General features: G+C 68.4%; 22 protein-coding genes. 16 read left to right on the forward strand and 6 right to left on the reverse strand.

The features are described from left to right. The first annotated feature begins 68 nt into the window (after window positions 1-68). Both CVH10_RS03740 and CVH10_RS03745 read left to right on the forward strand, forming a co-directional pair. Window positions 69-1,706, forward strand: a complete 1,638-nt coding sequence (locus CVH10_RS03740; protein ID WP_106487854.1) for an ATP-binding protein — start codon at window positions 69-71, stop codon at window positions 1,704-1,706. A 30-nt stretch (window positions 1,707-1,736) separates the two neighbouring features. Next, window positions 1,737-2,456 carry a response regulator gene (locus CVH10_RS03745; protein WP_106487855.1) on the forward strand — a complete coding sequence of 240 codons (720 nt, stop codon included), beginning with the start codon at window positions 1,737-1,739 and terminating at the stop codon, window positions 2,454-2,456. A 4-nt stretch (window positions 2,457-2,460) separates the two neighbouring features. On the opposite strand, the gene CVH10_RS03750 is transcribed toward CVH10_RS03745, so the two are convergent. After that, a complete protein-coding gene (locus tag CVH10_RS03750) occupies window positions 2,461-3,099 on the reverse strand; it encodes a TetR/AcrR family transcriptional regulator (RefSeq protein ID WP_106487856.1) in 639 nt (212 codons plus the stop codon). Between the two features lie 125 nt (window positions 3,100-3,224). Here CVH10_RS03750 and CVH10_RS03755 point away from each other — a divergent pair, with 125 nt between their 5' ends. The 6 genes from CVH10_RS03755 (at window position 3,225) to CVH10_RS03780 (ending at window position 11,224) form a co-directional block, all read left to right on the forward strand. Then, complete coding sequence (locus tag CVH10_RS03755) at window positions 3,225-4,415, forward strand: HlyD family secretion protein (protein WP_106487857.1); 1,191 nt, start codon at window positions 3,225-3,227, stop codon at window positions 4,413-4,415. Continuing rightward, window positions 4,412-5,962, forward strand: a complete 1,551-nt coding sequence (locus CVH10_RS03760; protein WP_200880101.1) for a DHA2 family efflux MFS transporter permease subunit — start codon at window positions 4,412-4,414, stop codon at window positions 5,960-5,962. The genes CVH10_RS03755 and CVH10_RS03760 overlap by 4 nt, the downstream gene beginning before the upstream one ends. A 173-nt stretch (window positions 5,963-6,135) precedes the next feature. Beyond that, complete coding sequence (locus tag CVH10_RS03765; RefSeq protein ID WP_035598321.1) at window positions 6,136-7,431, forward strand: DUF3100 domain-containing protein; 1,296 nt, start codon at window positions 6,136-6,138, stop codon at window positions 7,429-7,431. Between the two features lie 11 nt (window positions 7,432-7,442). Beyond that, on the forward strand, window positions 7,443-8,621 hold the full coding sequence (locus CVH10_RS03770; protein WP_106487858.1) for a M20 aminoacylase family protein: 1,179 nt from the start codon (window positions 7,443-7,445) through the stop codon (window positions 8,619-8,621). A gap of 144 nt (window positions 8,622-8,765) precedes the next feature. After that, window positions 8,766-9,674, forward strand: coding sequence for an NAD(P)-dependent oxidoreductase (locus CVH10_RS03775; RefSeq protein ID WP_235207476.1), 909 nt, complete (start codon window positions 8,766-8,768; stop codon window positions 9,672-9,674). Next, window positions 9,671-11,224, forward strand: a complete 1,554-nt coding sequence (locus tag CVH10_RS03780) for an aldehyde dehydrogenase family protein (RefSeq protein WP_106487859.1) — start codon at window positions 9,671-9,673, stop codon at window positions 11,222-11,224. The genes CVH10_RS03775 and CVH10_RS03780 overlap by 4 nt, the downstream gene beginning before the upstream one ends. On the opposite strand, the gene CVH10_RS03785 is transcribed toward CVH10_RS03780, so the two are convergent. From CVH10_RS03785 to CVH10_RS03795, 3 genes are all read right to left on the reverse strand, one after another. Further along, complete coding sequence (locus CVH10_RS03785; RefSeq protein WP_035598387.1) at window positions 11,221-12,150, reverse strand: LysR family transcriptional regulator; 930 nt, start codon at window positions 12,148-12,150, stop codon at window positions 11,221-11,223. The two genes, CVH10_RS03780 and CVH10_RS03785, sit on opposite strands and share 4 nt — an antisense overlap. 238 nt (window positions 12,151-12,388) lie before the next feature. Then, window positions 12,389-14,449: a bifunctional tRNA (5-methylaminomethyl-2-thiouridine)(34)-methyltransferase MnmD/FAD-dependent 5-carboxymethylaminomethyl-2-thiouridine(34) oxidoreductase MnmC gene (mnmC, locus tag CVH10_RS03790; protein WP_106487860.1), complete on the reverse strand. Its 2,061-nt coding sequence runs from the start codon at window positions 14,447-14,449 to the stop codon at window positions 12,389-12,391. Between the two features lie 226 nt (window positions 14,450-14,675). Next, window positions 14,676-14,975 (reverse strand): YciI family protein, encoded by a 300-nt coding sequence (locus tag CVH10_RS03795; protein ID WP_035598333.1) that lies wholly within the window; start codon window positions 14,973-14,975, stop codon window positions 14,676-14,678. Between the two features lie 115 nt (window positions 14,976-15,090). Here CVH10_RS03795 and CVH10_RS03800 point away from each other — a divergent pair, with 115 nt between their 5' ends. From CVH10_RS03800 to CVH10_RS03810, 3 genes are all read left to right on the forward strand, one after another. Continuing rightward, on the forward strand, window positions 15,091-16,002 hold the full coding sequence (locus CVH10_RS03800) for a PHP domain-containing protein (RefSeq protein ID WP_106487861.1): 912 nt from the start codon (window positions 15,091-15,093) through the stop codon (window positions 16,000-16,002). Window positions 16,003-16,047: 45 nt separating this feature from the next. Beyond that, window positions 16,048-16,671 (forward strand): L-threonylcarbamoyladenylate synthase, encoded by a 624-nt coding sequence (locus CVH10_RS03805; protein ID WP_035598338.1) that lies wholly within the window; start codon window positions 16,048-16,050, stop codon window positions 16,669-16,671. Window positions 16,672-16,904: 233 nt separating this feature from the next. Continuing rightward, window positions 16,905-17,681: a 5'-nucleotidase, lipoprotein e(P4) family gene (locus CVH10_RS03810; RefSeq protein ID WP_106487862.1), complete on the forward strand. Its 777-nt coding sequence runs from the start codon at window positions 16,905-16,907 to the stop codon at window positions 17,679-17,681. Between the two features lie 40 nt (window positions 17,682-17,721). Here the strand turns inward: CVH10_RS03810 and CVH10_RS03815 are convergent, their stop codons facing one another. Both CVH10_RS03815 and CVH10_RS03820 read right to left on the reverse strand, forming a co-directional pair. Continuing rightward, a complete protein-coding gene (locus CVH10_RS03815; protein WP_106487863.1) occupies window positions 17,722-18,651 on the reverse strand; it encodes an ion transporter in 930 nt (309 codons plus the stop codon). 52 nt (window positions 18,652-18,703) lie between these two features. After that, on the reverse strand, window positions 18,704-19,570 hold the full coding sequence (locus tag CVH10_RS03820; protein WP_106487864.1) for a CYTH domain-containing protein: 867 nt from the start codon (window positions 19,568-19,570) through the stop codon (window positions 18,704-18,706). A 110-nt stretch (window positions 19,571-19,680) separates the two neighbouring features. Between CVH10_RS03820 and CVH10_RS03825 the strand changes: the two genes are divergently transcribed. The 5 genes from CVH10_RS03825 to CVH10_RS03845 all read left to right on the forward strand — a co-directional run bounded on the left by CVH10_RS03825 (window position 19,681) and on the right by CVH10_RS03845 (window position 26,005). Then, window positions 19,681-20,361, forward strand: coding sequence for a TIGR00153 family protein (locus CVH10_RS03825; protein ID WP_035598343.1), 681 nt, complete (start codon window positions 19,681-19,683; stop codon window positions 20,359-20,361). 59 nt (window positions 20,362-20,420) lie between these two features. Continuing rightward, window positions 20,421-21,686: an inorganic phosphate transporter gene (locus CVH10_RS03830; protein ID WP_035598346.1), complete on the forward strand. Its 1,266-nt coding sequence runs from the start codon at window positions 20,421-20,423 to the stop codon at window positions 21,684-21,686. A 194-nt stretch (window positions 21,687-21,880) separates the two neighbouring features. Continuing rightward, on the forward strand, window positions 21,881-23,194 hold the full coding sequence (gene argA, locus CVH10_RS03835; protein ID WP_035598349.1) for an amino-acid N-acetyltransferase: 1,314 nt from the start codon (window positions 21,881-21,883) through the stop codon (window positions 23,192-23,194). A gap of 787 nt (window positions 23,195-23,981) precedes the next feature. After that, complete coding sequence (locus tag CVH10_RS03840; protein WP_035598351.1) at window positions 23,982-25,466, forward strand: ATP-binding protein; 1,485 nt, start codon at window positions 23,982-23,984, stop codon at window positions 25,464-25,466. Continuing rightward, window positions 25,463-26,005 carry a hypothetical protein gene (locus CVH10_RS03845; protein ID WP_035598354.1) on the forward strand — a complete coding sequence of 181 codons (543 nt, stop codon included), beginning with the start codon at window positions 25,463-25,465 and terminating at the stop codon, window positions 26,003-26,005. Before CVH10_RS03840 ends, CVH10_RS03845 begins: the two co-directional genes overlap by 4 nt. Window positions 26,006-26,017: the final 12 nt, after the last annotated feature.

The raw sequence follows: 26,017 nt of genomic DNA on the forward strand, positions 1-26,017 counted from the left end.
TGGGGAATGCCACCAAGGTCGAATTCCGGCCGACAATCCCCTACGATCGCACCCACCGGAGTCTCCCCATGTCCCGTCCTCGCCTGCGTCTGAACACCTGGATCTCGCTGCTGGTCGCGGTGATGGTGGTGCTCTCGCTGGGTCTGGCGCTGTGGCTGTTCACCGCCCAGCTGCGCGCGACCCTGGAGGAGGATCAGGCCACGCGGGTCACCGATCTGGCGCAGACGCTCGCCGCCGATCCGGAGGTGCAGGCGGCCCTCCAGGGACGCATCGAGGCGCCCGTCGACGATGGCGCCCTCCAGGCACGCATCGACGGCCTGAGGCGCGCGCTCGGCGTCGACTTCATCGTGGTGATGGATGCCGGTGCGATCCGCCTGACCCATCCGGACCCCGAGCGCATCGGCCGGCACTTCCAGGGCGGCGACGAGGGCCGTGCGCTGGCCGGCGAGACCTATCACTCCCGGGCCGAGGGCACTCTGGGGACCAGCATCCGCGGCTTCGCCCCGGTGACGGCCGGCGACGGCGAGGTGGTCGGCGCGGTCTCGGTGGGCGTCACCCTGTCATCGCTGGCCCCGCTGCTGGCCGACAACCGGCGTGACGTGATGCTCGGCGTGCTGGTGCTGATGATCGTCGGCGGGCTGGGCGCCCGGGGGCTGGCCCAGGCCATCAAGCGGGTGCTGCTGGGCCTCGAGCCGCACCAGATCGCGCGGCTGGTCGAGGAGCGCCAGGCGATGCTGGCCTCGGTCCACGAGGGCATCCTGGCGGTGGATCGCCAGGCGCGTGTCACCCTGGTCAATCCGGCTGCCCGCCGGATGCTGGCCGAGGCCGGGCTGGGGGAGCCGGCGGTGGGAACGGCGGTGGCCGACTGTCTGCCGCACAGCGGCCTCCCCGAGCTGCTGAGCGGCGGCGAAGGCGGTGAGGGGGGGCGCGAGCTCGATCGCGAGATCGATCTCAACCTCGACGGCCGGGTGGTGCTCGCCAATAGGCGGCCGATCCGCCATCGCGGGCGGACGATCGGTGCCATCGCCACCTTCCGCGACAAGAGCGAGGTCAACGCCCTGGCCGAGCAGCTCACCGGGGTCAGCCGCTACGCCGAGGCGCTGCGCGCCGCCACTCACGAGTTCAAGAACCAGCGCCACGTCATGTCGGGCTTGGCGCAGATGGGCGATCTCGATAGCCTGCGCGGCTACCTGGACGAGCTGGCCGACCATCGCCTGGCGCCGGGCATGGCCGTGGTGGAAGGCGTGGCCGATCCGGTGCTGGCCGGCTTCCTGCTCGGCAAGCGCAGCGAGGCCCGGGAGCGCGGGGTGGAATTCGAGGTGCGTCTCGAGACGCCGATGCCCGAGCTCGGCGAGGCGACGCTGGTCCATGTCCTGGTCACGGTGCTCGGCAACCTGCTGGAGAACGCCTTCGATGCGGTCGAGGGATGCGACGAGCGGCGGGTGATGTTGACCGTGGAGGCGGACGCGGCGCTGCTGCTGCTGCAGGTGCAGGACACCGGCGGGGGCATCGACCCGAGCATCCGCGAGCGGCTGTTCGAGGCCGGCGTGTCCACCAAGGGCGAGCGGCGCGGCCTGGGGCTCGCCGCGGTGCGCGAGCGGGTCGACGCCTGCGGCGGCCGCGTGGCGGTCTACAGCGAGGCGGGCAGGGGCACCCTGTTCGAGGTCGAGCTGCCCCGCGCGCCGGATACCGACGATGACGTTTGAGAACCCTGCCCGAGGGCGACGAGGAGAAACATGATGCGCGTACTGATCGTCGAGGATGACCCCATGGTCATGCGCCTCAACGTCGAGTATCTCAATCGGCTGGACGACATGCGGCTGGTCGCCCAGTGCGAAAGCGTGCCGGCGGCGCTGGAGGTGCTCGAGCGCGAAGACGTCGACCTGGTGCTGCTCGACGTCTATCTGCGCAACCGCAGCGGGCTGGAGGTGGCGCGCTACCTCCAGCGCAGCGGTCGTGACGTGGGCGTGGTGCTGATCACCGCCGCCTCGGAGCTCGACACGGTGCGCGAGGCGTGGCGGCTGGGCGTCAGCGACTACCTGGTCAAGCCGTTCGCCTTCGAGCGCTTCCGCGACGCCGTGCTGGCCTGCCGCCGGGCCCGCGACGCCCTGGACGAGCTGCCGGGCGACGTGGCCCAGCGCGACATCGACCGGCTGTTCCAGCCCACCGCGCCGGCCAGCCCGCGCCGCCCGGGCGATCTGCCCAAGGGCCTGACCCTGCCGACCCTGGCCCGGGTGGCCGCGGCGATCCTGGCCCTGGACGACGAGGCCTTCGGCACCGAGGCGCTGCTGCCCGCCACCGCCATGTCGCGGGTCTCGGTGCGCAAGTACCTGAAGTATCTGGCCGAGGTCGAGCTGCTCGACGAGTCCTTCCACTACGGCCAGGTGGGCCGCCCCTCCTTTACCTATCGCTGCCTCGACCGGGGCGCGCTGCAGGCGCTGGCCGCCTCGGCCTGACGGCTCAGGCCGAGGTCCCGCTCAGGAAGACCTCCGTGCAGCGGCGCGCGCGGGCCTCGCACTGCGCCGCGTCCCATTCCATCGGCCGGCCGAGCAGGGCGTCGAAGTGCCACTCGCCGAGCAGCATGCCCATGAACAGGCCGGCCGCCTCGCGCGGGTCCTCGAGGGTCAGCCGGCCGCGCGCGGCCTGGTCGGCGAGATAGTCGGCCAGCGCCGCGCGGGTGCGGTCGGGGCCGCGGGTCAGGAACAGCTCGCCGAGCTCGGGCACCCGTTCGGCCTCGAAGGCCAGCCCCCGCACCAGGCGGATCACGCCCGGCTGCAGCACCAGCGCCAGCATGCGTCGTCCGAGCTCGAACAGCACCTCTTCCGGGGCCTGACGGTCGCGCTGACCGGCCTCCAGCACCTCCCAGGCGGTGGCGATGTGGCGCTCCATGGCCGCGGTGAACAGTCCCTCCTTGTTGCCGAACTGCTTGTACAGCGTGGCCAGCGAGCCGCCGGCCCGCGCCACCACCTCGTTGACGCTGGCCGCCGCATAGCCCTGCTCGAGGAAAACGTCGCGGGCGGCGTCGAGCAGCCGTTCGCGGCGGGCCACGCCGCGTGGCGTGAGGGGGGGGTCGGCGCTGTCGGGAGCGTGGCGGGACATCGTGACTCCTGGGACGAGTGGCGGAGAGACGGGCGCATTGTATCGCAGCCGTGATGCGCGGCGCTGGTGGTCATGTAGTGTAGCATTCATTACACTTGTGATTTGCCCACCGATCAGGAGACGTCATGGCAGCCGAGGACAAGCCGGTCGCGAACGCCGGCGAGACAGTCAGCGAGGGCGGCAGCGAGGGCGGTGGCGCGCGCCGCTCGCGGGGGCGGGTCGTGGCCGGGCTGGTGACGCTCGTCGCGCTGGCGGCGCTGATCTGGTGGGCGATCGGCTGGTGGCAGGTCGGGCGCTTCGTCGAGGAGACCGACAACGCCTACGTGCGCACCGACAGCGTGGCGGTGCGTGCCGAGCTCTCGGCGCGGGTCGCCGAGGTGCTGGTGGACGACAACCAGCACGTCGAGCGGGGCGAGCTGCTGGTGCGCCTGGACGACGAGAGCTATCGGGATCGGGTGCAGCAGGCCGAGGCCCAGCAGGCCGTGGCGGTGGCCTCGCTGACCCAGGCGCGCCGTCGGGTGGCACTGCAGCAGGCCGCCATCGACCAGGCCCGGGCGCAGCGCGACGCGGCCCAGGCCGACGTCGACCAAGCGCGTCAGCACCTCGAGCGCTCCTCGTCGCTGGCGGCCAGCCAGTACGGCTCCCGCCAGCAGCGCGAGGACGACCAGGCCGCGCTGCGCGTCGCCCGGGCCAATCTCGCCGAGAGCGAAGCGGCGCTGGTGTCGGCGCGTCGCCAGCTGGCGGTGGCGGAATCCGAGGTCGGCCAGGCCGAGGCCAACCGCGACGCCGCGGCCGCGGATCTCGCCTATGCCCGCCATCAGCTCGACAAGACCCGCCTGCGCGCGCCCCGTGCCGGCGTGGTCGGCAACCTCACCGTGGAGGCCGGCACCCTGGCGCAGCCATCGCTGACGCTGATGCAGCTGGTGCCGATCGAGTCGGCCTACGTGATCGCCAACTTCAAGGAGACCCAGCTCGAGCGGATGCGCGTCGGCCAGCCGGTCGAGGTGAGCCTCGACGCCTATCCCGACGTGACCTTCGAGGGCGTGGTCGATAGCCTGGCGCCGGCCACCGGCACCGAGTTCAGCCTGCTGCCCCAGGACAACGCCACCGGCAACTTCAACAAGATCGTTCAGCGGGTGCCGGTGAAGATTCGCGTCACCGGCCCCGAGGACGCGCTGCCGCGGCTGCGCGCCGGCCTCTCGGCGGTGCCCGGCGTCGATACCCGCGACCTCGATCCCGATCCTGCCCGGGGGGCTGAACGCGAGCCGCGCGTCGCCGATGCCAGCGAGGTGGCCGAGGCCGGGAGCGGCTCGTGAGCGAGGTGGCGGCCGGCGCCGAAGCGCGCCCCGATGACATGCCGCCCTGGCCGCAGCGGATCGGCTTCATCGCTGCGGTGTTCGGCATGTTCATGGCGATCCTCGACATCCAGATCGTCGCCAGCTCGCTCAACGAGATCCAGTCGGGGCTCTCGGCCAGCGAGGACCAGATCTCCTGGGTGCAGACGTCCTACCTGATCGCCGAGATCGTGATGATCCCGCTGTCGGGCCTGCTGATGCGCATTCTCTCGACCCGGGTCGCCTTCACGCTCTCCTGCGCCGGCTTCACCCTGGCGAGCCTCGGCTGCGCGCTGGCCGGCTCCATCGAGCAGCTGATCGTGCTGCGCGCCATCCAGGGCTTCGCCGGCGGGGCGATGATCCCGATCACCCAGGCGGTGAGCTTCTCGATCTTCCCGCGCCGGGTGATGGGCAGCGTGCAGGCGGTGATCGGCATGGTGGTGACCATGGCGCCCTCGGTCGGACCCACGGTGGGCGGCTTCGTCACCGAGTCGCTGAGCTGGCACTGGCTGTTTTTGGCCAACGTGGTGCCCGGCGTGCTGGTGTGCTGGGCGGCCTGGACCTTCCTCGACATCGACCGCGCCAACCACGCCCTGGCCAAGCGCCTGGACCTGATCGGCCTGGTGCTGATCGCGGTGTTTCTGGGCTCGCTGGAGTTCGTGCTCGAGGAGGGGCCGGGCGACGACTGGTGGGCCAGCGACCTGATCCTGGCCATGTCGCTGATCTGCGCCGCGGCCGGGGTGTGGTTCTTCGCCCGCACGCTGCGCCACGACCATCCGATCGTCGACCTGCGTGCCTTCGCCAACCGCAACTTCGCCATCGGCGCCGGCATGGGCTTCATCCTCGGCATCGCGCTCTACGGGCTGGTCTATCTGATGCCGCTGTTCTTCGGCTACGTGCGCCACTTCTCGAGCCTGCAGATCGGCCAGGTGATGTTCGTCACCGGGCTGACGATGTTCCTGTGCGCGCCGGTGGCCGGCCAGCTCTCCAACCACCTCGACCTGCGCGGGCTGCTGTTCCTCGGCCTGCTGCTGGTCGGCATCGGCACCATGATGAACGCCAACCTGACCGTGGAGTCGGGCTTCTGGCAGTTCTTCCTGCCCCAGGTGGTGCGCGGCATGGGGCTGATCCTGTGCATCATCCCGGCCTCTCGCATCGCGCTCGGCACCCTGCCGCCCGCCGAAGTGGGCAACGCCAGCGGGCTGTTCAACGTGATGCGCAACCTCGGCGGCGCCATCGGGCTGGCGCTGATCGACACCGTACGCGACGTGCGTGAGGACTTTCACTGGAACCAGCTGATCCCGGCCATCGACACCGGTCGCGAGGTGGTGGTCGCCGAGATCGCCCGCTACGAGGCGATGCTCGCCGGTTCGGTGCCCGACGCCCACCAGGCGGCCCTCGGCATGCTGTCGCGGCGGGTGATGGAGCAGGCCCAGGTGCTGGCCTTCAACGACATCTTCCTGTGGATGGGGGCGATCTACCTGCTCAGCGTGCCGCTGGTGTTCCTGCTGCGGCGGATCGAGGCGTGAGGGAGAGAGCGGAAAATTCTGGCCCGCCAAGCCTCGATGCTGATGGGCTCACAGGCGGTGTTCTAATAAATCGCACACGACCCGTCTTTCATTAGTTCATAAGTCTTCTCAATACTCGGATGGGCAATCTGGCATAGCACACAAATACAACCCACTCCGTAAAAGGACGACTTATGCCACTCTCCCGACTGCTGGACTGGCGCCTGCACGCGCTGGTTATCGTGATCGCTCTCGTCTCCGAATTCGTCGGCATCCAGAAGGTCCCGCTGGGGCCGGGAACGCTGCTGCTGCTTCCGCTTTTCTATGCCTTCATCCTCGGCGTGCTGTTCAACCACAACGTGACGCGAACGGCTCGCCGTTTCATTCCGGAACGGATCAGTGAGGCTGCGGGACCGCTGATCCTGCTGTCGATCATGCCGTTCATTGCCCGTTTCGGGTCAACCATAGGCCCGGCCATCGAGGACCTCGTCCAGGCCGGCCCCGCTCTGATCCTTCAGGAGTTCGGCAACCTCGGCACCATGCTGATCGCCATGCCGCTGGCCGTGGTGGTGCTCAAGATGGGGCGCGAGGCCATCGGCGCGACCTACTCCATCGCCCGTGAGCCCAACATTGCGGTCATCTCCGACAAGTATGGCCTGAAGGGTCCCGAGGGTATCGGCGTCATGGGGATCTACGTGGTGGGCACCATGTTCGGCACCCTGTGGTTTGCGCTGATGGCGGGCTACCTGACCTCATTGGATATCTTTGACCCGCGTGCACTGGCCATGGCCTGTGGGGTTGGCAGTGGCAGCATGGTGGCGGCCTGTTCCGCGGCGATTGCTGGCACCCTGCCGGAGCTGAAAGATGAGCTGCTGGCCTTCTCCGGTGCCAGCAACCTGATGACCTATGCCACCGGTCTTTACCTGTCATTGTTCATCGCTCTTCCGGCAGCCGAGAAGCTCTACTCGCTGCTGAAGGGGCAGCGGGAGGCGAAGCCCGCCGGCGCCCAGGTGGCACCTTCCCTCAACTCTGAAGAAATGAGCCAAGAAGAGCGTCCGGAGAGCAATCTTCCGAAGACGGCCCTGGCCATGGCCGCGGCCTGTGCTGTCGCCTGGGTAGCCAATACCGTCAACGGTGCGGGTCTGATCGCGGCGCTCCCCGGCATGCTGATTCTCTATGGCATGACGATGACTGGCCTGATCATCACCCGGTTCTCGCCTTTCTACCTGCCAGGTGTCGCTTGGGTTTCGCTGGTCAGCATCGTGATGACGCTGCCTTTCTTCCCGGGTAATGCCTGGCTGACCGAACAGCTCAGCGCGGTCAATTTTCTGGCCATCGTGACGCCGGTGCTGGCATATGCGGGGCTGGCATTGACCAAACGTGAGCTGGCGATGTTCCGGGAAGCCGGCTGGAAGCTCGTCGTCATCGCGCTTCTGGTATTCACCGGCACCTTCCTCTCTTCCGCCTTGATTGCCGACCTCTTCCTGTGAGACGAACGCTCATGACCCAGAATACTTCCTCGATTCCCGACGCCGACACACTGCGCGCCTGGCGCCACGATCTTCACCGGCATCCCGAGACGGCCTTCGATGAGCATCGCACCAGCCGCCGTATCGCGGAGATCCTCTCGCAGGCGGGCCTCGACTTCGTCGAAGGGCTGGGCGGCGGCACCGGCATCGTCGCCACGCTCGAGGGCAGGCGTGGGCCGGGACGCAGCATCGGGCTGCGTGCCGACATCGATGCCCTGGATGTCTGCGAAGCCAGCGGTGTGGCTCATGCTTCCCAGACGCCCGGCAAGATGCATGCCTGCGGTCACGACGGCCATACCACCATGCTGCTCGGTGCGGCCTGTCAGCTGGCGCGAGATCCCGACTTCGCCGGACGCGTCCACTTCATCTTCCAGCCGGCGGAGGAAAGCGAAGGCGGCGGCCGGGTGATGGTCGAGGAAGGCCTGTTCGAGCGTTTTCCCATGGAGGCCGTCTATGGCCTCCACAACTGGCCGGGGCTCGCGCTGGGAGAGGCCGCGGTTCACGACACCGCGGTCATGGCGGCGTTCGACGTCTTTACCCTGACCCTCGAGGGCAAGGGATGCCATGCCGCCATGCCGCATCTGGGTACCGATGTCATCCTCGCTGCCTGTCAGCTGGTGAATCAGCTCCAGGGGCTGGTCAGTCGTGAGACACCGGCCCACCAGACCGCGGTGCTGAGCGTCACGCAGTTCCACGCCGGGGATGCCTTCAATGTCATCCCCGAGTCCGTCGAGCTGCGGGGTACGCTACGCTGCTTCGACGAACCGCTGCGCCAGCATCTCCAGCGGCGCTTCCACGAGGCCGTCGACGCGCTGGCCGGCTTCCATGGCCTGAGCGTCACGTTCGACTATCAGCCCCGATATCCGGCGACCATCAACGCCCCTGAGCATGCCGGCCATTGCGCCGCGGCTCTCGACGAAGTGCCGGACATCACCCATGTGCATCGCGACCTGCCTCCGAGCATGGCCTCGGAGGACTTCGCCTTCATGCTCGGCGCCTGTCCCGGCGCCTACATCTGGCTCGGCAACGGGGAAGACAGCGCCGCGCTGCACAACCCGCACTACGACTTCGACGATCGATTGACGCCCATCGGCATGAGCTATTGGGTGCGGCTGGTCAAGCGACTGCTGGATCAGCTGCCTGCCGCCTGATCGTTCGGCTCTCACGATTCGGTCGCCGTCGCCGGCGGTGACCTCAGTGTCATGACTTTCACCGTTTATGCCCGGAGTCTTGCCGGGCACGGGGACGTCATGCCTGTGCTCCTCCAAATGCCTTACAACAAGAGGGACTACACCTTGGATACCACTATTACTGTCATCGGGCTCGGCAACATGGGCCGAGGCATGGCCCTGACCCTGCACCGCGCCGGTTACACGGTCGTCGGCAGCGACATCGATGCCGGGACTCGCCAGCGTCTGAGCGACGAAGGCGTGACGACCGTGTCCCCCGAGGAGATCGGGGCAAGCGACGTCTACCTCTTCTCGCTGCCGACCTCGAAGCACGTCGAGCAGGTCCTCAAGGTATCGCCGGGGCTGCTTCACCGTGCGCCGGCCGGCAGCGTCATCATGGATGCCTCCACCAGCGACCCGATGGTGACGCGCCGTCTGGCGGCCGAGGTCGCGGACGCCGGGCTGGAATGGCTCGATGCGCCGGTGAGCGGAGGGCCGGCCGGGGCAATCAACGGCCAGCTCGGCATGCTGCTGGGCGGGCATGAGGACACCGTGGCGCGGCTGCGGCCGCTGCTCGACGCCATGTCGTCCAAGGCTACCCATGTTGGCGGGCCCGGCAGCGGTCACGTGGTCAAGCTGGCCAATAACTATCTGTGCGCTGCCAACCTTCTGACTACCGCGGAGGCCGTGGCCATGGCACAGCGTGCCGGCGTGGATCCGGAGGCCTGCCTGAACGGTCTGAACAGCGGCTCCGGGCGCAGCGCCGTCAGCGAGGTCAACTTCCCGCGCTGGATCCTCTCCGACAGCTTCGATTCGGGCTTCACCATGGGACTGATGCGCAAGGACCTGCGCCTGGCCCAGCAGACCGCCGGCGACCTGGAGATGCCAGACGGGCTGCTGCGCTCGGTGGTCGAGGCCTGGCACGCCGACGCCGAGACACTGCTTGACGGCGACGACTTCAACGCCGTGACACGCCGGTGGCTCGACGCCGCCGCCCCCGATGCCGCCCCTTCCCCGCAGGAGACCGAACAATGAGCAATGTCCTGAACCAGCGCGCTCGTACCAGCATCGCCGACTGCCTGGAGGCCTTCGGCATCGATGCCGACGCCCCCGCGTCCAACTGGATCAACGGAACACTGACCCCGGGGGAGGGAGAGGCCATCACGCTGCTCGATCCCGCCACGGGATTGCCGCTGCTGGCGTATCAGGATGCCACGGCGTCCCTCGTCGACGCCGCCGTCGAGGCTGCCACGGCGGCGCAGGCCGAGTGGGCGGCGCTGACCGCCAGTGAACGGGGACGGCGCATGTATGCGGCGGCGCAAGGCCTGGCCGGCCACGAAGAGAATCTGGCCCGGATCGAGAGCCTGATCGCCGGCAAGCCCGTGGGTGACTGCCGCGGAGAAGTGGGAAAGGTACGTGAGATGTTCGAGTACTACGCCGGCTGGTGCGACAAGCAGCACGGCGAGGTCATCGACGTTCCCACCTCGCACCTGAACTATGTGCAGCGCATCCCCTATGGCGTGGTGGGGCAGATCACGCCCTGGAATGCGCCGATGTTCACCTGCGGCTGGCAGCTCGCGCCGGCGCTGGCGGCCGGCAATGCCGCCGTGCTCAAGCCGTCGGAGCTGACACCGCTGACCTCGGTGCTGCTCGGCATGCTGCTCGAGCGTGGCGGCCAGCTTCCGGCCGGCCTGATCGGTATCGTCAACGGATTGGGGCACACCACCGGGCAGGCCCTGACGTCGCATCCGCAGATTGCCAAACTGGTGTTCGTGGGCTCGCCCGAGACCGGGCGCCGCATCGCCGAGGCGGGAGCGCAGCGCCTGGTGCCGAGCGTGCTGGAGCTGGGCGGGAAGTCCGCCAATATCGTGTTCGACGACGCCTCGCTCGAGGATGCCATCGGCGGCGCGCAGGCCGCTATCTTCGCCGGCGCCGGGCAGAGCTGCGTGGCAGGCTCGCGTCTGCTGCTTCAGGAAAGCCTGCTGCCCGAGTTCACCGAGCGCCTGGCGAGTGCCGCCTCTTCCATCGCCGTGGGGCTGCCCGCCGAGGACACCACCCGGATGGGGCCGCTGCAGAACGCCGCCCAGTATCAGCGGGTGCTTCAGCTCATCGACGAGGCGGTGGCTCAGGGAGCCAGACTGCTGACCGGCGGCAAGCCGCCGGCCCACCTCCCGGAAGATACTGCCAACGGCTATTTCCTGGCGCCGACCATCCTCACCGATGTCACGCCGGACATGACCATCGCCAACGAGGAGGTCTTTGGCCCGGTGTTGGTCGTCATGACCTTTGCGAATGAGCGGCAGGCGGTGGAGATGGCCAACGACAGTCGCTATGGCCTGGCCGGGGCGGTATGGAGTCGCGACACCGCCAAGGCGCTGCGCGTCGCCCATCAACTGCGTGCCGGCACCGTCTGGGTCAACAGCTACAAGACCATCAACGTGATGTCGCCCTTCGGCGGCCTGGGAGAAAGCGGCTATGGCCGCTCCAGCGGTCTCGACGGCCTGCATGAGTACACGCTACCGCGCAGCGTGTGGGTGGAAACGGCGGCCAAGGCCAGCGCCGCCATGGGCTATGGTGACGCCTAGTCCCTGGCGGGCCCGTCGCTTCGAAACGCGCTCATCCAGCGCTGGAGATGGCGCAACAGCTGCAATCCTGCCCGTGGCATCCGCCGGCCGACGCGCGTGACCATATGCGCGTTGGCCTGCGTGAAGTGTCTGCCGACCACGTTGCGTGCCACCAGGGTCCCTTCCTCGAGCTCTCTTGCCGCGGCAAAGCGCGGCAAGAGAGTCACACAGAGTTGCGCTCTCGCCGAGTGCTTGAGCACCTCCAGCGATCCCGTCTGAATGCCCACCAAGGGTGAATGGTTGGCTTCGCGAAACGCCAGGTCGACCAGCTCGCGCACGCCATGGCCCGGATGCCAGAGCGCCAGGGGGTAGTCGGCCAGCATCGCCAGTGTGATCGGGTCGTCGTCGGTTGAGGCCAGGGGATGATCCGGGGCGATCAGCGCCACCAGTGGCTGGCGCGTCGACTGCCAGAAGCGCAGGTGGGGATGCACCTGTTCGTGATACATCAGGCCAATATGGGCCTCATCATTGACCACGGCTTCGATGATATTGCGGGTGCTGCCCGTGTCGATGTTCAGGCGAACGCCGCGATGCGCCTCGGTGAATTCGCGCAGCGGATGATCGATCAGGTCGCCGACGAATCCTTCGCCCACGTACAGCGTGATCTGCCCCGTCTCCAGCCGCTGATAGGCATCCAGGGCATCGCTGAAATGCCGATCCAGTCGGGTGCGGCGCTGGCAGTAGTCCAGCAGCAGCTCTCCTTCCGGGGTGGGGGATACCCCGTCTCGTCGTCGCTCGATCAGCGTCGCATCGAGCGCCGTTTCCAGCAGCGAGATCTGACGGCTCACCGCCGAGGGAGCGATGTTGAGCCTCGCCGACGCCGCGCGGATGGAGCCGGTCTCGAGAGTCAGCTGGAAGTAAATCAGACGCTGATGGGGGATTTCCATGGGCCCGACGTACCCGTCGATCATCAAGGGACGTCAGCCTATCAGGCCGTCCGGGGAAGCGATAGAACGCCGGGCAAGGCGCAGGCCTAATCCAGCCTTTTGTGCATCCGGGAGACGGCCACGCCGAGCATCAGCACGGTGAAGACCGCCAAGGCGGCCCGCGCCGGCTCCCCTGATGACAGCTTATCAGCAAGCCGTCATTTGAGCCCGGCGCCAGATCAAGCCGGTGGGTGGTGGGCTACTGCCCCCGGATCAGATCGCGGATCACGCGCCGCCCGGGATGCAGATGGTCGGCCAGCGGCGCCTCCAGCGGCAGCGGCTCGTCGCAGATCCGCGAGGCGATCAGCTCGGCGCACAGCGGCGCGCTTGCGAGCCCGCGGGAGCCGTGGGCGGCGCTGATCCACAGCCCCGGGTGATGGCGGCCGGGCGTCGCCGGGATCAGGGTGGCGTCCTTGGCCATGGCGGCATAGTCGCGGCGCCAGGCCTCGGCGTCGGGCACCGGGCCGGCGTAGGGCGACTTGTCGGGGCTGGCGGCGCGCACCGCGGCGCGCCCGTCCAGCGCTTCCGGCGAGAGATCGGCGCCGGCCTCGGCCAGTGCGGCGGCGTAGCCGGGCAGGGTGCGCTCGAGCTCCGCGAGGTTGAAGGCGTGATCGGCCTCGCGGGTCGTCGCGTCGGCGTCGTTGGGGGCGAAGCTGGCGCCGAAGGTCAGGGTGCCGTCGATCGGCGGCATGACGTAGCCGCCGGCGCACACCACCCGCGCCGGTGCGGGGGCGCCTTGCGGCAGCGTCAGCCGCGAGATCTGCCCGCGCACCGGCTGCAGGGGCAGGGCGGCGGTCTGGGCGAAGCCGCTGGAGGCGCTGGCCGCGGCGATCACCACCTGATCGACCTCAATAGTGTCGGTGCCACCCTCGCCGGCCAGCGTCAGCCGCCAGCCGCCGTTCTCGTCGTCTTCCGCGATGGGCGAGAGCTCGCGCACCTCGCCCCGGTAAGCGCTTACTCCGTCGCTCGCCGCCAGCCGGCGGCACAGCGCATCCGGACGCACCCAGCCGGCCAGTGGGTAGTCGAGCCCGCCGTGGGACAAGCCGAGCCCGCCGTGGAGCAGGTCGAGTCCGACGAGCCGGGTGGCTTCCTCGGCGTCGACGCCGCGCACCACGCTCGCCGGCAGCGGATGGTTGGCGAGGAAGCGGGCCTGGCGGCGCGTCTCGCGCTCGCCGGTGGCCAGCTGCAGCACGCCGCCGGGCGACCACAGTGCGTGATCGGGGTCGAGAGCCTCGAGCCAGCGCCGACTGTGCAGCAGCCCGCTCAGGTAGGTGCGGCTCTGCAGGTTGGTGTCGGCGGCGAGCTTCACGTAGAGCGCGCCCTGGGCGTTGCCGGAGGCCCCGGCGCCGGGGGCTTCGCGGTCGATCAGCGTCACCGCCACGCCGCGACGGGCCAGGGCGGCGGCCACGGTGGTGCCGGCGAGCCCGGCGCCGATCACCGCCACGCGGCGGGCTGTTTGTACCGCGGGAGGTGTGAGCCAGGGCGTGGAGCCTCGGCGTTCGTCCGCCGGGGGCGTCTCGATCTCGCCGGCCAGCATCTCGCGCTTGCGGCCGAAGCCCGGCACCTTGCGCCAGGCGAAGCCGGCGGCCCTGAGGCCGCGCTTGACCACGCCGGCGCAGGTGAAGGTGGCGAAGGTGGCGCCCGGGCGCGAGCGTGAGGCCATGGCGGCGAACAGCGCGTCGTGCCACATCTCGGGATTCTTGGAGGGCGCGAAGCCGTCGAGGAACCAGGCGTCCACGGCGCCGTCGAGCAGCGCCAGGCGCTCGGTGGTGTCGCCGAAGTGCAGGTCCAGGGTCACGCGCTCGTCGAGCCACAGGCGATGCACGCCGGCCACCGGCTCCGGCCATTGGGCCACCAGCGCGGCGGCACGCTCGGCCAGGTCCGGCCAGGCCGCCAGCGCCCGGGCCAGGTCGTCGCGGGCGAGCGGAAACTTCTCGGTGGAGACCAGGTGCAGTCGGGCGCCGGCCGGGGCGTGAGCGTCGAAGCAGGCCCAGGCGCAGAGCATGTTGAGCCCGGTGCCGAAGCCGGTCTCGCCGATGACGAAGGGGCGCGGCGCCTGCCAGTCGCGGAAGCGCTCGGGCAGGCGGTTGGCGGCCAGGAACACGTGTTCGGTCTCGGCACGGCCGTCGTGGCGCGAGAAATAGACGTCGTCGAAGGCGCTGGAGTGGGGGGCGCTTTCGCCGCTGTCGTCCTGGCGCCAGTCGAGGCGGGCGCTCTCCAGGCCGGCCAGCGGCGGCAGATGATCGGGGGCGGCGGTCAAGATCGGCTCCGGACGTGAATCGGCTGGTCAAAAAATGATCGATTTCGCCGCGGCGCCTTTGCGACCGGGCTGGCGGCAGGACTCCGCGGCGTTTCAACAATGTTATCCACAGGAACTGTGGGGAAAACCCTTGTTGACAAGTGGCTTCGCGGCCGTTTTCGAGGGACGCAAAAAGCGAGCCGGCGACAGCTGCCGCCGGCTCGCTTCGTGGAGAAGGCGGTTCGGCCTAGGGCAGGGCTTTCTTGAAGGGCTTCACCGTCACCTGGGCGTAGACGCCGGCGATGATGTAGGGATCGGCGTCGGCCCAGGCCTGGGCGCTTTCCAGGTCGTCGAACTCGGCGACCACCAGGCTGCCGCTGAAGCCGGCCTCGCCCGGGTCTTCGCTGTCCACGGCGGGATGGGGGCCGGCCAGCACCAGGCGGCCCTCGTCGCGCAGCTGCTCGAGGCGAGCCAGATGATCGGGGCGGGCGGCCAGGCGCCGTTCCAGGCTGTCGTTCACATCTTCACTGATGATGGCGTAGAGCATCTCGGAATATCCTCGGCTGAGCGGCTCGCGCCGCGGGAGCGAGTGGCTCGGTTGACCGGGGTGGGTCGGGCGAGCACCATGGGTGTCTATTCTGTCAAAGACACCTGCCCGCGTCATGCTGAACCCCGCACTTCCCGCGCGCTTCGAGGGAAGCGATGCCCTCACCATCGATCTGCACATGCATTCCACCGCCTCGGACGGCGCCCTGTCGCCCACCGATCTGGTGGCGCTGTGCGTCGAGCGCGGGCTCACCCATATCGCCCTGAGCGACCACGATACCGTGGCCGGCGTGGAGGAGGCGGTGAGTGCCGGCGCGGACGCGGGGCTGGCCGTGCTGCCGGCCACCGAGCTCTCGATCCAGTGGCGCGGCATCAACCTGCACGTGGTGGGGCTGCTGCCCGAGGGCGCCAGCGGCGCGCTGGCCGACGGGCTCGTCGCCCAGGCCGAGGCCCGGGAGCGGCGGGCGGTGACCATCGCCGAGCGCATGGAGAAGATCGGCCTCGACGACGCCCTGGCCCGGGCCCGCGAGCAGGCCGGCTCCGACCGCCCACTGGGCCGGCCGGACTTCGCCAAGGCCCTGGTCGCGGCGGGCCTGGTGCCGGACATGTCCACCGCGTTTTCCAAGCACCTGGGCAACGGCAAGGCCGGCGACATCAAGGCGCTGTGGCCGCATCTGGCCGAGGGCGTGCGCTGGATTCTGGAATCCGGCGGGGTGGCGGTGCTGGCGCATCCACTGCGCCACAAGCTGACCCGGCGCAAGCGCGGCCTGTTGCTGGACGATTTCCGCGAGGCCGGCGGCCGCGCCGCCGAGCTGATCAGCGGCTTCCAGAACGCCGACGTCACCCGCGACCTGGCCCGCCAGCTTCACGAGCGCGACCTGATGGCCTCGCTGGGCAGCGACTTCCACTTTCCCGGCGGCCACCTGGCCCCGGGCAGCATGAGCCCGACGCCGCGCACCTCGGTGGCGCCGGTCTGGACCCATCCTCGGCTGGCGGCCTGGATCGACCGAGCGGCGACCGCCGCCTGATCCGCCGTTTCATTCGTCCGACGTTCACAAGAACAGGGAGCGCCCATGAGCCAGTTCTTTCAGGTCCACCCGGACAACCCGCAGAAGCGCCTCATCGACCAGGCGGTCGAGATCATCCGCAAGGGCGGCGTGATCGCCTACCCGACCGATTCCGGCTACGCCCTGGGCTGCCACCTGGGCGACAAGAAGGCCGTCGAGCGCATCAAGTGGCTGCGTTCGCTGGACGACAAGCACAACTTCACCCTGGTGTGCTCCGACCTCTCGGAGATCGGCACCTATGCCAAGGTCGACAACGCCGTCTTCCGCCTGCTCAAGGCCCACACGCCGGGACCCTATACCTTCATCCTGAATGCCACCACCGAGGTGCCGCGACTGCTGCTGCATCCCAAGCGGCGTTCGATCGGTGTGCGGGTTCCCGACCACGACATCACCCGGGCGTTGCTCGACACCCTCGGCGAGCCGCTGATGAGCGTGACCCTGATCCCCGAGGGCGAGGAGCTGCCGATGACGGATGCCGAGGAAATTCGTGATCGCTTCGGGTCGCATCTGTCGCTGGTGATCGACGGCGGCGCCTGCCACCTGGAGCCGACCAGCGTGATCGACCTGCGCGAGCTGCCGCCCACCGTGGTACGCGAGGGTCGAGGCGACGTCGCTCCCTTCCAGGACTGACCTTCCAGGACAGAGCAAGCCTCTCTTCCGCTTTCGTACCGGCTCGGCCTTCTGGTCGAGCCGGTTTTTTTATGGCTGCCGGCGCTCGGGCCGGGGCGGCAGTGGCGCCTTCCAGTGTTATTTGAACAGTCGATTAAAATAAAATATGATCGAATCGATTTTCTTCAATAACAAGGCGTAATCAGGTGCGAGTCGATGTCGTATCCGAGCGCGCCGATCACAAGGAGAACACCATGCCGATGTCCGCTTACCGCCGTGCCGGCGGTGTCGCCGCCCTGGCCGGCCTCATGGCCCTGCCGCTGGCCGCGCCGGCCGTCGCCGACGATTCCATGGTCTGTGCCCAGGCCGCCTATGCGATGGGCCTGCGTTACCAGCAGCAGTCGGCCGAGGTCGCCGCGCTGCAGCGCCAGGGCTTCGCGCTCGCCCGCTATCGGCTGGAGGATCGGCTCGAGGCGCTGGGTGAGGGTGTCGCACCGGCCATCATCACCGACCTCGACGAGACGGTGCTGGACAACAGCGCCCTGCTGACTCGTGACATGGCCGAATGCCACGACTACACCACCTGGGACACCTGGAAGCACTGGGAGCGGGAAGGCGAGCCGCGCCTGATCCCCGGCGCCAAGGCCTTCCTGGACTACGCCGACGAGCACGGCGTGGCCATCTACTACGTCTCCGACCGCTACCAGGAGAACGAGGCCGACACCATCGCCACCCTGGAGACCCTGGACCTGCCGCAGGTCTCCGAGGACAGCGTCATGCTGCTGGGCCCGCCCAAGGCCGAGCGCCGCGCCAAGGTGGAAGAGGGGCACACCCTGGTGATGCAGCTCGGGGACTCGCTGCACGACTTCTCCGGCGCGTTCGCCGATGCCGATCTCGCCGGTCAGCACGCTCTCGTCGAGCAGAACGCCGAGCGTTTCGGCCAGGACTGGATCGTGTTCCCCAACGCCGGTTATGGCGACTGGAGCGAGGCCGAGCTGGACGCCTGGGACGCGCCCCTAGAGACCGAGTGAGTCGACCGCTTCGAGAACGCGCCCGCGAGACGCCTCGGGATCACTCCCGGGGCGTTTTTTCGTCCGTGGGCGTGTCGTCTGAAGGTTCGTTGCTCGAGGATCGGTCATTCGAGGCTTCGCGCGGGTCGGGCGTCTCCTCGTCCAGCCAGGTGCCGCACTTGAGACAGTAGCGGGCGTTCTTCTCGTGGCGGTCATGGCCGCAGCCGGGGCAGGCCTCTTCCGAGTAGCGGTCGGCGCGGATCGAGCGGATCACCTCGGCGGAGAACACCCCGGTAGGCACGGCGATGATCGAGTAGCCGATCAGCATCACCATCACCGAGATCGCCTGGCCCAGCGGCGTCACCGGGGTGATGTCGCCGTAGCCCACCGTGGTCAGGGTCACCACGGCCCAGTAGATGGCAGTCGGAATGCTGGTGAAACCGGCCTCGGCGGGCTCGATCAGATACATCAGTGAGGCGAAGATGGTCACCAGCATGAACACGGTGAACAGGAACAGGAAGATCTGGTGGCTGCTGCGCACCAGGGCGCCGATCAGCAGCCGCCCCTCGCCGACGAACTCCATCAGCCTCAGCACCCGGAAGATGCGCAGGGTGCGCAGCAGGCGGACCACCACCAGCGACTGGGCGCCGGGCACCACCAGCGCCAGCCAGGTGGGCAGGATGGCGATCAGGTCGATGACGCCGTAGAAGCTCTTGAGGTAGTGCCAGGGGCGCTCCAGGCAGTAGAGCCGGATCGCCAGCTCGGCGGTGAACAGCAGGGTGAAGCCCCATTCGAACAGCCGGAATCCCTCGCCATGGGCGGCTTCCAGTTGGGGCACGCTCTCCAGCATCACCACCAGCACGCTGGCCAGGATGGCACCGATCAGCGCGATGTCGAAGCCCTTGGCCAGCGGCGTGTCGGACTCGAAGATGATCTGGAAGACCCGGGTGCGCAGGTCGCCCGCGGCGGGTTTGAAGCGATCGTGATTCACGGCGTTCCCTCGTGCTGTTCACCCGTGACGGGCGGCGTCCCTGCCCGGGCGTTCAGCCCAGCGCGACCGCGTCGGGCAGGTGGCGTGACAGGGCGAGCAGCGTCCGGCCGGTGTCGGCGTTCAGCCAGTCGTCGTGCCTCAGGGCCTCGGCCAGCCGGCGGGCCATCGGCTCGACGTCGGCGTGCCGTTCGGCCAGCTGCAGGAAGGCCTCGCGGGCAGCCTCACGGAAGGCGGCGTCGCCGGTGTCGGCGTGGGCGTCGAGGGCCACCACGGCGCGATGCAGCCAGGCGGGGGCCGAGCCGCCGTCGGGCAGCGTCCAGCGTCCGGCGAGCAGGGCGGCGCCTCGGGCGGCCTTGCTGGTGTCCGAGGGGCGCAGCGGCACGCGCTCGGCCAGGGCTTCGGCCAGTTCGATCAGGGCGGCGGGATCGCCGTCCTTGAGTTCGAGCTCCAGCTCGCGGATCGGGACGCTGTGCGCGTCGCTTTCGATCTCGCCGAGGTCCAGGGCGATCTCGATGGCGGTGCCGTCCTGTTCCCACCACCAGATCTCGCGGGCGAAGTCGGTGGCGAAGCGCGGCCTGAGCTCGCCCAGCACGCCTTCACCGAGGGCTTCGATCGGCGGGAGGTCGGCCAGCCGGCCGAGGTCGAGGCCCGGGCCCATCACTTCCCACTCCCACTCGCCGCGGGTGGAAAGGCCGCCGCTGCCCTGGCCGCTGGTCTTCAGCGTCTGCAGCAGCCGGCCATCGGCGTGACGCAGGCGCAGCGCCATGCGTTCGCTCTCCAGCCGACCGTCAGGAGTGTCGAAGTAGGTGTTGCCCAGCTGGGTGGTGCGCGGTTCGAGGCCGGCGAGCCGGGGATGCCGGCGCAGCGCTTCCGGGCCCGCGGGGGCCAGGGCGAGCTTGAATTCGATCTCTTTTGCCATGGGAAAGGCCGCCTTGTTTCATGTTCGTGAAGATTAGATGATTTTCTCATGACGACAGCCCGGGCAGTCACTATACTGACGCCGCCATTTCCAAGTGCCCAGATGCCCCCATGGTGACATCCAATCCCTTCTCCGCGATGTTCGGTCGCTCGCCATTCCAGCCGCTGCTGGCTCATATCGTCAAGGTCAGCGACTGCGCGGAAGCCCTGCCGCCGTTCTTCGAGGCAACACTCACGGGAGACTGGCAGGAAGCCGCCCGACAGCGTGAGTCGATCACTCGACTCGAGCACGAGGCCGACGAGCTCAAGACCGAGCTGCGCCTCAATCTGCCCAACACCATGTTCCTGCCGGTGTCGCGCTCCGATCTGCTGGACCTGATCAGCGTCCAGGACCAGATCGCCAACAAGGCGCGCGACATCACCGGGATCATGCTCGGTCGCAGCATGCAGGTGCCCGACGAGCTCGCCCAACCGATGCGCGACTACATCCGCACCTCGGTGTCCTGTGTCGCTCAGGCCCGCGTCGCCCTGGAAGAGCTCAAGGACCTGCTCGAATCCGGGTTCGGTCGCAACGTGTCCGACGTGATGCAGACGCTGATCCGCGAGCTGCACACCCTGGAACAGAAGACCGACGAACAGCAGGTCGCCATCCGTCGCCAGCTGTTCGCCCTCGAGAGCGAGATGCCCCCGGTGGACGTGATGTTCCTCTACAAGATCATCGACTGGGTCGGTGAGCTGTCCGATCGCGCCGAACGCGTCGGCAGCCGCCTTCAGATCATGACGGCCAACTGAGCGGGACTCTCCCGCAGCGATAACCGCCACCTTCTGACCCGATACAAGGTTTCCGTCCTATGTCGATCATCGCGCAATACGGCGACATCTTCATCCTCCTCGCCTGTGCCTTCGGTTTCTTCATGGCCTGGGGTGTCGGTGCCAACGACGTGGCCAATGCCATGGGCACCTCCGTCGGCTCCAAGGCCGTCACCATCAAGCAGGCGATCATCATCGCCGTGATCTTCGAGTTCCTCGGCGCCTGGCTGGCCGGGGGCGAGGTCACCAACACCATCCGCAAGGGCATCATCGATCCGACCCTGCTCGCGGATGAGCCGCAGCTGCTGGTCTACGGCATGCTGGCCTCGCTGCTGGCCGCCGCGACCTGGCTGCTGATCGCCTCGATGCGGGGCTGGCCGGTCTCCACCACCCACTCCATCGTCGGCGCCATCGTGGGCTTCGGCGCCGCCGGCCTGGGCGTCTCCACCGTGGACTGGGGCGGCGTCGGCAAGATCGCCGCCAGCTGGGTGGTCTCGCCGCTGATGTCCGGCACCATCGCCTTCATGCTGTTCAAGTCGGTCCAGCACCTGATCTTCGAGAACCGCGATCCCTTCGCGGCGGCCAAGCGCTACGTGCCGATGTACGTCTTCCTGGTCGGCTTCATCGTCGCCATGGTCACCTTCACCAAGGGGCTGAAGCACGTCGGCCTCGAGGTCGGCTTCGGTGAGAGCCTGCTCTATTCGATCGTGATCGGCATCGGCGTGATGCTGCTCGGTGGCCTGCTCGAGCGCCGCGTGGGCGGCGAGAAGCGCCAGGGCGACGCCTTCGGCTACGACGGCGTGGAGCGCGTGTTCGGCGTGCTGATGCTGTTCACCGCCTGTGCCATGGCCTTCGCCCACGGCTCCAACGACGTGGCCAATGCCGTCGGTCCGCTGGCCGCGGTGATGACCGTCGTGCAGAGCGGCGGTCAGGTCGGCGGGGAAGCGCTGGTGCCGTGGTGGGTGCTGGTGCTCGGCGGCGGCGGCATTGTCGTCGGCCTGGTGACCTACGGCCACAAGGTGATCGTCACCGTCGGCACCGGCATCACCGAGCTGACCCCGAGCCGCGGTTTCGCTGCCACGCTCGCGGCCGCCACCACCGTGGTGCTGGCCTCCGGCACCGGCCTGCCGATCTCCACCACCCAGACCCTGGTGGGCGCGGTGCTGGGCGTGGGCCTGGCCCGCGGCATGGCGGCGCTCAACTTGCGCGTGATCGGCACCATCGTGATGTCCTGGCTGATCACCCTGCCGGCCGGCGCCATCCTGGCGATCATGTTCTTCTTCATGTTCAAGGGCATGTTCGGCTAAGCGCCGAGCGACAAGCGCCGAGGGACAAGAAACCCCGAAGGTCAGGCCTTCGGGGTTTCTTTTGCTCCTGGCGATCTCACGCTGCAGCTTGCAGCTTGCAGCTTGCAGCTTGCAGCTTGCCGGTGCCGCCGTTTTTTTGCGTCTGGTATAGTCAAGGCTCTCATTTCCCTTCATCTGCTGCCGGAGCGCGGCCCTTGGACACTCGTTTTCCCTTCGTCGACTGGTTCCGCAATTCCTCGCCGTATATCAACGCGCACCGAGGATGTACCTTCGTCATCCTGATCGAGGGCGAGGCCGTGGCACAGGGTCGAGGCGAGCAGCTGATCCAGGACCTGGCGCTGCTGCATACCCTGGGCGTGCGTCTGGTGGTGGTGCTGGGCATCCGCCCCCAGGTGGAGCGGGCCCTGAACGAGGACGGCATCACGCCCCGCCGCCACGGCGGACGCTGGGTGGCCGACGAGGCGATCATGGCCCGGGTCGAGCGGGTGGCGGCCGAGCAGCGACTGTGGCTGGAGTCGCGGCTGTCGCTGGGGCTGCCCAACACGCCGCTGCACGGCGTCGAGATGACGGTGGTCTCGGGCAACCTGGTGATGGCCAAGCCGCTGGGTGTGCGCGACGGCATCGATTTCGACCGCAGCGGCGAGGTGCGCGGCGTCCGCGACGAGGCGATCCGCGGCCTGCTGGATCGGCGTTCGCTGGTGCTGCTGCCGCCGCTGGGCTACTCCAGCACCGGCGAGGTCTTCGACCTGGACGCCGCCGAGGTCGCGCGCCATACCGCCACGGCCTTGTCCGCCGACAAGCTGATCCTGCTCGGCGAGGCCTGCGGCCTGTGCGACGACAGCGGCCAGCTGCGTCGGCAGCTGGCGCCGCTGGAGGCCGAGCCGCAGTTGGCCGCCGCCGACCCCGGCAGCGAGATGGCCCGCCACCTGGGCGCCGCCGTCGGTGCCGCTCGCCACGGGGTGGCCCGCACCCACCTGCTATCGTGGCAGGACCACGACGCCCTGCTCGGCGAGCTGTTCACCCGCGATGGCGTGGGCACCATGATTACCCAGCATCGCTACGAGCAGCTGCGTCGCGCCGGGATCGACGACATCGGCGGCCTGCTGGAGCTGCTCGAGCCGCTGGAGCGTCGTGGGATGCTGGTGCCGCGTTCCCGGGAGCGCCTGGAGTATGAAATCGACGACTATGTCGTCATCGAACGCGACGGCATGGTCATCGGCTGCGCCGCGCTGCATGCCTTTCCCGACGCCCGGATGGGCGAGCTGGCCTGTGTCGCCGTGCACGGCGACTATCGCGGCGGCGCCCGTGGCGACCTGCTGCTCGGCGAGGTGGAGCGTCAGGCCCGGTCGCGCGGGCTCGATGCGCTGTTCGCGCTGACCACCCATACCGCCCACTGGTTCTTCGAGCACGGTTTCGGCCTGGCCGACGTCGACGATCTTCCTCCCCTCAAGCGGGAGGCCTACAACCAGGCCCGGCGCTCCAAGATCCTGATAAAGGCCCTTGAATGAGCGCTTATCTCGCCTTGGTGTCGCTTCTCGCCATCACGCCGATGACGCGATGTCGCCGATTGGAGACTCTGTAAAGCCCTGTTTAAACAGGGCTTTTTATTTTTCCGGAGAAAGGTGTCTCCAATAGGCAACGAAAATGGCGAGCTGAAGCCCGTTTATCAGGAGGCGTTGGCGCGTGCCAACGTTTTTGTTCTTTTAAGCTATTGATTTTATAGTGTTGTTTTTGTTTCTGGCACGAGGATCGCAATACTCATGGGGAGCAAGCGGGAAGCGGTTCAAACGGCTCGAACCGCTTCCCGGTCGCCAAGAGGCAGCTGACGACACTGCCCTGTGCCCCTGGCCTCTCGGCGACCAACGTCTGCTCCAGCGATGTGTGACTTTAGGTTGCGATGAGACGGTACCGACGACCTCGTCATGGACGGGTACCGAGAGGGCAAGGATGCCCTGGCAAGGATGCCTCTCCCCCGCGAGGGGGACGAATTGCACGGCCACGCCCCGGCGGGGCCGTCAGAGGAAGCGAGACGCTGAGCCGTCTCAGGAATCCCACCCTGACTGAAAGGGGATTCCGCCGCTTCATGGGCCCTCGGGCCCCGGGTAAACGATCGAGCGGCGCCAGCGGCGTCATCGAACGCTTTCCCACCCCTTCAGTTCCCTGCGTATTGGGCCGGCTATGCCGGCCTTTTTTTTGCCTGCTCGGCCGCGATGCGGCGCGGGTGACGGGCCGAACTCTGGTATCCTCGGGTAGACAATAGTGGTTGCCGACTCACTCCTTTTCCGAACGCTGGCCATGACATCTGCCGTTTCCCGCCGCTGGCGGCCGCGCTCGCTGTTGCAGCTGGTGCTGCTGGCCTTCCTGATGGTGATGCTGCCCCTGGCCGTGCTGATGTTCCAGGCCGGGCAGGCGCTGTCAGAACTCTCGCGCCTCGCCGACCAGAGCGCCCGCCAGGCGGTCGAGGAGACCCGGCGTGCCCGCACGCTCGGCGCCCTGGCGCTGGAGATGGAACGTGGCGCGCGTCAGTACGCGGTGGTCGAGCAGGAGAGCCTGCTCGAGATCTATGACGAGCGCCTGGCGGAGTACCGCCGCCTGCTGGCCAAGCAGCGCGAGCTGCTGCCCGACGACCCGGACGTCGAGGCGCTGTCCGGGCAGCTCGACCGGCTCGCCGAGCTGCCGGAGCTGCCGCTGGAGGCGTTCAAGCAGCGACTGACCGACTTCCTGCCCTTCGCCGAGCACACCGAGGCCATGCGTCACGCCACCAACCGGCGCATCGACGATCGCCTGGACCTGATTCGCCAGCGTGCCGAGACCGTGCAGCATCGTCTGTGGTGGCAGACCGCGGCGCTGGTGTCGGCCAGCCTGATCCTGATGCTGTTGTTCACCCGGCTGATCGTGCGGCCGGTGCGCCAGCTCGAGCGGCGGATCCTGGGCATCGGCAGCACCGGCAGGAGCGCCCAGCCGTCGCCGGTGCAGGGGCCCGCCGAACTGGTCAGCCTCGACGAGCGGCTCGACTGGCTGTCGTCGCGGCTCGACGAGCTGGAGGAACAGAAGCAGCAGTTCCTGCGCCACATGTCCCACGAGCTCAAGACGCCGCTGGCCAGCGTCCGCGAGGGCTCCGCGCTGCTGGCCGACGGGGTGGCCGGTGATCTGACCGACCACCAGCGCGAGATCCTCGAGTTGATCGATGCCAGCGGCGGCGAGCTGCAGCAGCTGATCGAGCAGCTGCTCGACTACAACCTGCTGCAGCACAACCAGCGCCTCGAGATCGAGCGTCTGGACGTGGCCACCGTGGTCAAGGAGGTGCTGGCCAAGCATCACCTGGGCCTGCAGCAGAAGGGCATGTCGGTGCACTGCTTCGACGGCCCGCTGATCTGGCGGCTCGACCGCACGGCCACGGCTCGCCTGCTCGACAATCTGGTGTCCAACGCCGTCGCCTACGGCGAGGACGGCGGCGAGCTGGAGATTCGCGCCCGTGCCACCCACGGCTGTCTGGTCGTCGAGGTGGCCAACAGCGGCGAACCGATCCCCGAAGAAGATCGGGCGCGGCTGTTCGAGGCGTTCTATCAAGGGCGCATTCGCCGCAAGGGAGCGCTCAAGGGGTCCGGCATCGGGCTGTCGGTGGCCGCCGACTGCGCTCGCCTGCAGCACGGCAGCCTGGTGCTGGCGGAGGACGACCGCCTGGCGGTGTGTTTCCGCCTGACGCTGCCCGCGCCGGACGCCGACCATCAAGAATCGCTGACCGCTCCGGCGGTAGCCGACGCAAGGAACGACCCATGAAGATCCCACGCCCCCTGCTGCTGTGCCTGCTATCGGCTGGCCTGACCGGCTGCCAGTGGCTGCCACAGAACCTCTCCGGCGAGCCTCGCGAGCCGGTGGTCGAGGAAAGTGCCGGCTGCTATGCCGAGCTCCCCGACTTCGGCGATCGCGAGTGCCTGCTGGAGGAGTGGACGGCCTTCGGCCTCGCTTCCCAGCGGGGCGACCGTGACTGGCGCGACGTCACGCTCACGCGCCTTTCCGGTGAGTCGCACGATCAGCGCCTGGCCCGGGCGGTCGTGCTGGCCTGGGGCAACGAGCGCGAGTGGGATCAAGCCTCCGAACTGTACAAGGCCGACCTCCATGCGGCCCCGGCACGCCTGCAGCCGCTGCTGCGTTACTGGCTCAACGAGCTGGAAGGGCGGCGTGCACTGGGGCAGCGCCTGGCCGAGAGCCGCCGCGCCCAGCGGGCGCTGGAGGAAGAGAAGGCCGCGCTGGACGAGAAGCTGGACGCGCTCACCGATATCGAGCGCAACATCAACTCGCGACAGCAGACCGAGTAAGCGGGAGATACG

This window comes from Halomonas sp. ND22Bw, from assembly GCF_003011945.1.
Lineage (GTDB): Bacteria > Pseudomonadota > Gammaproteobacteria > Pseudomonadales > Halomonadaceae > Halomonas > Halomonas halophila.

Excerpts from the sequence above, each read along its gene's own strand:
- CVH10_RS03740 (WP_106487854.1), top strand. The coding sequence starts at position 69 with ATGTCCCGTCCTCGCCTGCGTCTGAACACCTGGATCTCGCTGCTGGTC.
- CVH10_RS03745 (WP_106487855.1), top strand. The coding sequence starts at position 1,737 with ATGATGCGCGTACTGATCGTCGAGGATGACCCCATGGTCATGCGCCTC.
- CVH10_RS03750 (WP_106487856.1), bottom strand. The coding sequence starts at position 3,099 with ATGTCCCGCCACGCTCCCGACAGCGCCGACCCCCCCCTCACGCCACGC.
- CVH10_RS03755 (WP_106487857.1), top strand. The coding sequence starts at position 3,225 with ATGGCAGCCGAGGACAAGCCGGTCGCGAACGCCGGCGAGACAGTCAGC.
- CVH10_RS03765 (WP_035598321.1), top strand. The coding sequence starts at position 6,136 with ATGCCACTCTCCCGACTGCTGGACTGGCGCCTGCACGCGCTGGTTATC.
- CVH10_RS03770 (WP_106487858.1), top strand. The coding sequence starts at position 7,443 with ATGACCCAGAATACTTCCTCGATTCCCGACGCCGACACACTGCGCGCC.
- CVH10_RS03780 (WP_106487859.1), top strand. The coding sequence starts at position 9,671 with ATGAGCAATGTCCTGAACCAGCGCGCTCGTACCAGCATCGCCGACTGC.
- CVH10_RS03785 (WP_035598387.1), bottom strand. The coding sequence starts at position 12,150 with ATGGAAATCCCCCATCAGCGTCTGATTTACTTCCAGCTGACTCTCGAG.
- CVH10_RS03795 (WP_035598333.1), bottom strand. The coding sequence starts at position 14,975 with ATGCTCTACGCCATCATCAGTGAAGATGTGAACGACAGCCTGGAACGG.
- CVH10_RS03800 (WP_106487861.1), top strand. The coding sequence starts at position 15,091 with ATGCTGAACCCCGCACTTCCCGCGCGCTTCGAGGGAAGCGATGCCCTC.
- CVH10_RS03805 (WP_035598338.1), top strand. The coding sequence starts at position 16,048 with ATGAGCCAGTTCTTTCAGGTCCACCCGGACAACCCGCAGAAGCGCCTC.
- CVH10_RS03810 (WP_106487862.1), top strand. The coding sequence starts at position 16,905 with ATGCCGATGTCCGCTTACCGCCGTGCCGGCGGTGTCGCCGCCCTGGCC.
- CVH10_RS03820 (WP_106487864.1), bottom strand. The coding sequence starts at position 19,570 with ATGGCAAAAGAGATCGAATTCAAGCTCGCCCTGGCCCCCGCGGGCCCG.
- CVH10_RS03825 (WP_035598343.1), top strand. The coding sequence starts at position 19,681 with ATGGTGACATCCAATCCCTTCTCCGCGATGTTCGGTCGCTCGCCATTC.
- CVH10_RS03830 (WP_035598346.1), top strand. The coding sequence starts at position 20,421 with ATGTCGATCATCGCGCAATACGGCGACATCTTCATCCTCCTCGCCTGT.
- CVH10_RS03840 (WP_035598351.1), top strand. The coding sequence starts at position 23,982 with ATGACATCTGCCGTTTCCCGCCGCTGGCGGCCGCGCTCGCTGTTGCAG.
- CVH10_RS03845 (WP_035598354.1), top strand. The coding sequence starts at position 25,463 with ATGAAGATCCCACGCCCCCTGCTGCTGTGCCTGCTATCGGCTGGCCTG.